The sequence below is a fragment of the Dyella sp. genome (assembly GCF_035277725.1).
In the GTDB taxonomy this organism is placed as follows: Bacteria; Pseudomonadota; Gammaproteobacteria; order Xanthomonadales; family Rhodanobacteraceae; genus Dyella_B.
On the sequence record NZ_DATEJY010000239.1, the window covers coordinates 1 to 7,250 of the forward strand.

The following is a 7,250-nucleotide window of genomic DNA, read 5'->3' on the forward strand; positions in this document are numbered from 1 at the left end:
GCAATCCGCCTGCGTAAACGTTTGCTGCCAGCAAAGGCACGTCCCTTGCTTCGATAGCGCTGTTGTCCCGTCTCCGGGCGCACCTCAAGCCCGGCCGCTCTGTCACTAAGGAAGGTCTCGCCATGAGTGCAACGCCTCTCGCAGCGCCGAACAACACCCCGCGCGGCAGTCTCGCCTGCGTCGGCTTAGGGATGACCCTGGGCTCCCACCTCACCCCCTTGGCGCGCGACCATATCGAACAGGCCGATGTGGTGTTTGCGGCGCTTTCCGATCACATCGTGGAGCTGTGGCTGCAACGCATGAACGAGGATGTGCGCAGCCTGCAGTCGTATTACGCGGAAGGTAAACCACGTTCCGAAACCTACCAGGAATGGGTCGATCTGATGATGGCCGAAGTGCGCGCGGGCAAGCATGTTTGCGCCGTGTTTTATGGCCATCCGGGCATTTTCGCTTGGTCGCCGCATAGAGCCATCGAAGTCGCGCGTGCGGAGGGCTTTGAAGCACATATGGAACCGGGCATTTCTGCCGAAGACTGCCTTTATGCCGATGTCGGATTCGATCCCGGCAGCTTCGGCTGCCAGCACTTCGAAGCCAGCCAATTACTGTTCTACGAACATCGCATCAACCCAACCGGCTACGTCGTTCTTTGGCAGGTCGCCATGGTCGGCGATTGGTCACTAACGCGCTTCCAGACCGGGCCTGCCTATCGACAGATACTGGTGGACAGGCTTAGCCAAGACTATCCGCTCGACCATCCAGTCATCATTTACCATGGAGCAACGTTGCCGATAGAGCAGCCGCGTATCCGGCATATCACGCTGCGCGATTTACCTCGCACAACGTTGACCTCACAGGAAACCGCGGTGCTTCCGCCCGCCACGCCGTTGAAGCCGAATACGGCTATGCGCGAACGGTTAGCAGCACTGGATGAAGCAACCGACTTTGCATGAACAGGACAAACGTTTTGTAACGCTTCAACGCAGTACTCACGTCACAGGGAAAAGGGGAAGCACATGGCAGACACGATTGAATGGCTGGAAACCATCGGCAAGAACGCCAAATTGCGTCACGCACCACCCGCAGAACTTGCACATGCCTTGGGGCAGGCTGACGCTTCGGATGCCTTGAAAGCCGCCGTCGTGCACGGAGATAGCGCATTACTGTCCGCCGAGTTTGGACAGAAAGATATGCACAGCGAAAACAGTACTCACACGCATCCGCGTCCGCCCCATCATCCTCACAAGCCACACCATCCGGATCATCCGCATCGCCCTGGTGAGCACGAGGAAGAAAAGCCCGCTCATCCTGAGGACGAACCAGGCAAGAGCAAGCCACCCGCTCGTTGATATAGGTACCGTCGTGCCGCGGCGGTCCAACCGCAACCGACTTTGGCCCATGGTGATGGCCATGGTCGGTTGCGTTTTTATTTCGCCCGGCCATGCCATCACACCAACATCTGATACAACGGCGCTGCTCGAGCAGACTGAAAGTCTGCGTACCTCCGATCACCCAGAATTTCTGCGCTTGCTGGGAACGCTCCATCAACAAGCTTCCAGCATGTCCAATCACGAACGCTGGCAATTGCGTTATCTCGATGCGTGGCAAGACTCGTTTCAAGGCAATTACGCCGATGCAGACCCAGCGCTGCAGGACGTCATCAAGCATTCCGCCGATCCGTCATTAGTGGCCAAAGCATCTGCAGTGCTTATGGACGATATGCGTAACAGCAGGCGATACGAGCCGGCCTTCGAGCTGGCCAACCAATTGGTAATCAGCCTTCCAAAGACCCAGGACAAACTGGCCCGGTACATGGTGCTGTCCTATCTCTCGCAGCTGCTGAGGTCAGCCGGGCAATACGACTTGGCGGCCAATTACGCTCGGGACATGGTGCAGACGCTTCCAGCGGGAGAAACGTTATGCGCGCCGCTGACTCAACTGCTGACAGTGCTTTACGCCGGCCACAAGCTCACCGCATCCAACACGGAGATCCAGCGTGGCATCGACGTGTGCCGGGCCGCCAACCAGCCCGTTTTTGTCGGTGTCATCGAGCTGGTACAAGGCGATCTTTATCTGGATGAGGATCAGCCGGCCAAGACCATCGCACTGCTAAAACAAGTTGGCCCCGACATCCAGGCAAGCGGATATCACATGGGCATGCTGAAAGCCCGCGTAGAGCTTGCCCGCGCTTACCTAAGACTCGGTGACGACGAGAGCGCCCGCAAGGCAGCGCTCGCGGTGCTGGCTATCAGTCACGCAGACGACGTTAACGAGTCGCTGCCAGACGCTTATCGCGTGCTTTACCTTATCGAGAAAAAGCATGGCCATGCAGCCACCGCACTGGAATATTTCGAGCAGTACGCACAGCAGAACACCAGCTATCTCAACGATATCAACGCTACGAATCTGGCCTATGCGGTAGCCCAGCAACACATGCTTGCCGAAAAACTCGAGACGGAACAGCTAAGCAGGCAAAACAACATCCTTCGCCTGCAGCAAGCACTGGCGGCCAAGACGATCGAAACGGGCCGGCTTTATATCACCCTGCTGCTTATCGTGCTGGCATCCGTCGTCTTCTGGCTGTTCCGCACCAAGCGCTCGCAACTTCACTTTCAACAGCAGGCTCGCCTGGATGGCCTTACCGGCATCTTCAATCACCAGCACTTCATCAGCGAAGCGCAGCGTGCCTTGCGCATGATTGCGCGCAAACAAGGTGCCGCCTGCCTGATCTTCATCGACCTGGACTACTTCAAGCAGATCAACGACACGCATGGCCACGCCATCGGCGATACGGTACTGAAACATACCGTGACCATCTGCAAGCAGCCGTTGCGTGCCAGCGACTTGTTCGGCCGCCTTGGCGGGGAAGAGTTCGGCATCCTGCTGCTGGAATGTTCGCCCACGCAAGGGGCGGCCATTGCCGACCGCATTCGCACCACGATTGAAGCGACCCCGGTCGATATAGATGGACGCTTGATCAGGTTCTCCGCCAGCATCGGCCTGGCTTCCACCTTGACCTCGGGCTACGAGCTGCAGCGGTTATGCCATGACGCCGATGCAGCGCTGTACCGGGCCAAGCACATCGGGCGCAATCGGGTTATTACGTACGCTGAGCATGGCGACTTGAGCAAGGCCTCCCATGTAGGAAATGCAGTGCCATAAACCTCGCATTGCATGGCGACGGTATGGGGGTGCTTTCCGCCCGCAATCCTGCCCCGGTATCGGCCCCGGGTTTCCTCGAACGCCCCCTCGGATCACAATACCGCTTTCCCACTACTCCCCTTCCCCGCCCATGAGCTACGCCGGCCAAACACGCTACGCCCAGGAACTGCAAGCCATCCGCGAACAAGGCCTGTTCAAGGCCGAACGCGTGATCACCTCGCCCCAGTCCGCCGAGATCGAGCTGGAAGGCGGCCGCAAGGTGCTGAATTTCTGCGCCAACAACTACCTGGGGCTGGCCGACCACCCTGAGGTCATTCAAGCAGCCAAGGAGGCGCTGGACACCCACGGTTTCGGCATGGCTTCGGTGCGCTTTATCTGCGGCACGCAGGATCTGCACAAGCAGCTGGAAAAGAAGATCGCCGATTTCTTCGGCACCGAAGACACGATCCTGTACGCCGCCTGCTTCGATGCGAACGGCGGCCTGTACGAGCCGCTGCTGGGTGAAGAAGATGCCATTATTTCCGATGCGCTCAATCACGCCTCCATCATCGACGGCATTCGCCTGTGCAAGGCCAAGCGCTTCCGCTATGCAAATTGCGACATGGCCGATCTGGAAAAGCAGTTGCAGGCTGCCGATGCTGCCGGCGCGCGCACCAAGCTGATCACCAGCGACGGTGCATTTTCGATGGATGGCTTTATCGCGCCGCTGGACAAGATCACCGCGCTGGCCGCGAAGCACAACGCGCTGGTGCATATCGACGAGTGCCATTGCACGGGCTTTCTTGGACCTCACGGCCGCGGCTCGGCCGAAGTACACGGTGTGCTGGACAAGATCGACATCTTTACCGGCACGCTGGGCAAAGCACTCGGTGGTGCGCTTGGTGGCTTTACCACCGGACACGGTGAAATCATCGAGATGCTGCGCCAGCGCTCACGCCCTTATCTGTTCTCCAACTCGCTGCCACCGCATGTGGTCGCCGCGGCGATCAAGGTGTTCGACATGCTGGGCTCGGCGGGTGACCTGCGCGAACGCGTGCAGGAAAACACGCGTTATTTCCGTGAGCAGATGACAAAAGCCGGCTTTGATATCAAGCCCGGTGTGCATCCCATCGTGCCGGTGATGGTGTACGACGCCAAGAAGGCGCAGGCGATGGCTTCTTCACTGCTCGATGAAGGCATCTATGTCACTGGCTTCTTCTATCCGGTGGTGCCGCAAGGCCAGGCACGCATCCGCACGCAGATGAGCGCGGCGCATACGCGCGAGCATCTGGACCGGGCGATTGCGGCGTTTACCAAGGTTGGGCGTTCGCTGGGTGTCATTGGTTGAAGTAGGTTGGGGTGAGGCGCAGCCGAACCCCAACACGATGTATGGCTGCTTGGCGATGTTGGGGTTAGCGTTCCGCTCACCCCAACCTACGCAGCTATGGCAAGTTGCTCAAATCTGCGTGGTATTGCCAGCTTTCTGTTGTGCTTGAACGCACCGCATCGGTGAAATCACGTAGCGCGTTCTGATCACTCGCCAGCAAGTCGGCGATGTCTTTGCGGAATGTGTCGTAACTCGCCCCATTTGCACGCGCCACCATCAGCATGTACTGCGGTCTGTCACCGCCCGTGACCAGTCGATACCAGGTATGCGGCAGTACGTCCGGCGTTACAGCAAGCACGCGCCGCGCTGCCTGCAAGGCGCGTTCAAAGCGCGCTTCCGTGCCAGGACGAAGATCGAAATAGGTGACTTGCACCGTCGCACTGGGCTTGCGGTTCTCCAACGGCGTGCCGTCACTGAGTTGGGGCAACAGTTCATAGACAAGTTGCGCTTGGGGTGTGACATAAGGCGTCACGCTGGCTTTGAAATCCGCGCCATCTTGCTCGACATCGATACGATGATCGAAGGCGGCAAAGGGTTCGCCGACATTTGCATCGATGAAGTAGCCATCGCGCTTGCCGTCTGAAACCGTCCAGCCGTACCAGACCAAAGGATCATGATGGCTGCGATGCCAACCCAGATGGTGGCGATAGCCGTCCTCAAACTTGGCTTGTGCGCCAGGATTCACTTGGTAAACAAAAAAATGTGCGGCAGGCCCTTGCTGAGCTTTGACGGGCGAGATCAGCAATAACGCCAGGGCAGCGAGCAGTGCGCGATAAGTCATGGAATCCTCGACGGTGAAGACAGCAGCTGCGCCATACTAGGCTTGCCCCTGCTCGCAGAACCATGCGAATCTTTTTGGCCTGAGCCTCAAAAAACTTTTTCAGGGCAGCCTGCGCGAGCACGACCATGCATGTGGAAATGCGTTACCTGCACACCTTCCGGGTGGTCTGCGAAGCCGGCAGCCTGCGTGCCGCCGCAGGCGTTCTGCATCGCACGGAGCAGGCCGTGAGTTACCAATTACGCAAGCTGGAAGAAGCATTGGGCATGCCGGTATTTCAGCGCGGCAGCGGGCGGTTGATACCCAATGCTGCGGGTGAGCGCCTGTTGGTGTTTTGTCAGGAGATGGGGCGCGACTGGGAAAAGCTGTATGAGGAAATCCATGCTTCAGCACCTGTTGCACCGTTGCGTATTTCGGCGGTCAGTGGCTTTGGACGCTACCAATTGCTGCCGCTGTTTCGTGATGGACCGTTAGCCGACATTCCTATTCGCATGCGCTATCCCACGGCAGAGGACGTGGTTCGCCACGTGGAATCAGGCGCGTGTGATCTCGGCTTCGTGCATCGCATGGATACGCATGCGCGACTCAGTCATACGCCCGTGGGTGCGGAAGAAATCGTGCTGATTGCTTCGCCGCATCTGGCTTCGTCGTTTGCGCTTGATGCGGCTTCGCTGCGCGACGCAGGCTATGTGAGCTACGACGAAAGTGATTACGTATTCGCGACCTGGTTTACCCAAGTGCTGGGCATGAACATGACGGGCCTCAACACCGTCGCCCACTTCGAGGAATTGGAAGAAGTGCTCGATTGGGTAGCAGCGGGTCGTGGCGTATCCATCGTGCCGGCAGCCTGCATGGCGGAGCATGAAGCACGTGGCGAGGTAGTGGCTTTACGCACCCCGAAAACGCGTTGCCGCAACACTATCTACGCCGTCTTGAATTCGGACCATCATCACGCGGCGATCGAGCGGACGTTGCAGGCCGTGCGGGAATGTGCGTCGTTTTAGAGACGTCTTGAGCACGACTCGATGAACCGGAAAGGCTTGCCACTTCGTCCATGGTCAGATGGCGCCACTGTCCTTTGGCAAGGTCACCCAACGCTAAATTGCCGATAGCCACGCGGATCAATCGCAACACACCGATGTCCTGTGCGGCAAGCAAACGCCGGATATGCCGGTTGCGTCCTTCGTCGAGCACGACTTCGAGCCAGGCGTTCTTTTCGCCTTTGCGTAATAGCGCAACGCGCTTGGCGGCCAGTTGTTCGCCGTTGTCCTCGATGCCGTGCACCATGCGATCGAGCAGAAGCGGTTCTGGAAGCGTGTCGATCTGCACGTGATAGGTCTTGTCGACGTGATGGCGTGGATCGGTAAGCCGTGCCGCCCACACACTGTCATTGCTGAGCAGCAGCAAGCCTTCGCTTGCCTTGTCGAGCCGTCCCACCGGCCCCAGCCACGGCAAGCCTGCGTCCGCCAGCAGTCCATATACGGTGTCGCGACCGCGCTCGTCGGCAGCGCTCACGACAATGCCGCGCGGTTTGTTGAGCACGATGTAGATGCGCTGGGCGGCGGCCACCGTTTCGCCGTCCAGGCAGATGCGCTCGCGTTCGGCATCGGTGGCGCGTTCCGGATCGCGAACGATGCGACCGTCCACGGTCACCCTGCCCTCGCGCACGGCTTTTTCCGCCTGGCTGCGCGAGCACACGCCCAGCTTGCTGAGCACGCGCGCAATGCCGTGGCGTGCGTTTGCCGACGTGGGATGGCGGGGACGGGAAAGGGTCATGGTGTCGACGATAAAAGAAAAAGCCCGGCAAGTGCCGGGCTTTTTCACTACTGCTTGAAGCGGTTCGATTACTGCTGAACCTGCAGTTCGGTACGACGGTTGCGAGCGCGACCGGAGTCCGTCTTGTTGCTGTCGATCGGATCGTTCATGCCGTGACCGACCGGGCCTTCC

6 protein-coding genes are annotated in these 7,250 nt (G+C 58.9%); 4 read left to right on the plus strand and 2 right to left on the minus strand.

The window, feature by feature from the left end; genetic code table 11:
- Positions 1-122 precede the first annotated feature (122 nt).
- From VJR68_RS19660 to kbl, 3 genes are all read left to right on the plus strand, one after another.
- A complete protein-coding gene (locus tag VJR68_RS19660) occupies positions 123-950 on the plus strand; it encodes an SAM-dependent methyltransferase (RefSeq protein ID WP_324150400.1) in 828 nt (275 codons plus the stop codon).
- A gap of 223 nt (positions 951-1,173) precedes the next feature.
- Positions 1,174-3,159: a GGDEF domain-containing protein gene (locus VJR68_RS19665; protein WP_324150402.1), complete on the plus strand. Its 1,986-nt coding sequence runs from the start codon at positions 1,174-1,176 to the stop codon at positions 3,157-3,159.
- Between the two features lie 130 nt (positions 3,160-3,289).
- Positions 3,290-4,486, plus strand: coding sequence for a glycine C-acetyltransferase (kbl, locus tag VJR68_RS19670; protein ID WP_324150403.1), 1,197 nt, complete (start codon positions 3,290-3,292; stop codon positions 4,484-4,486).
- 94 nt (positions 4,487-4,580) lie between these two features.
- Here kbl and VJR68_RS19675 read toward each other — a convergent pair whose 3' ends face one another.
- Positions 4,581-5,306 carry a hypothetical protein gene (locus tag VJR68_RS19675; protein WP_324150404.1) on the minus strand — a complete coding sequence of 242 codons (726 nt, stop codon included), beginning with the start codon at positions 5,304-5,306 and terminating at the stop codon, positions 4,581-4,583.
- A gap of 125 nt (positions 5,307-5,431) precedes the next feature.
- On the opposite strand from VJR68_RS19675, the gene VJR68_RS19680 reads away from it, so the two are divergent.
- Positions 5,432-6,307: a LysR family transcriptional regulator gene (locus VJR68_RS19680; protein ID WP_324150405.1), complete on the plus strand. Its 876-nt coding sequence runs from the start codon at positions 5,432-5,434 to the stop codon at positions 6,305-6,307.
- On the opposite strand, the gene VJR68_RS19685 is transcribed toward VJR68_RS19680, so the two are convergent.
- On the minus strand, positions 6,222-7,079 hold the full coding sequence (locus tag VJR68_RS19685) for a pseudouridine synthase (RefSeq protein WP_324150407.1): 858 nt from the start codon (positions 7,077-7,079) through the stop codon (positions 6,222-6,224). The genes VJR68_RS19680 and VJR68_RS19685 overlap by 86 nt on opposite strands.
- Between the last annotated feature and the right edge of the window lie 171 nt (positions 7,080-7,250).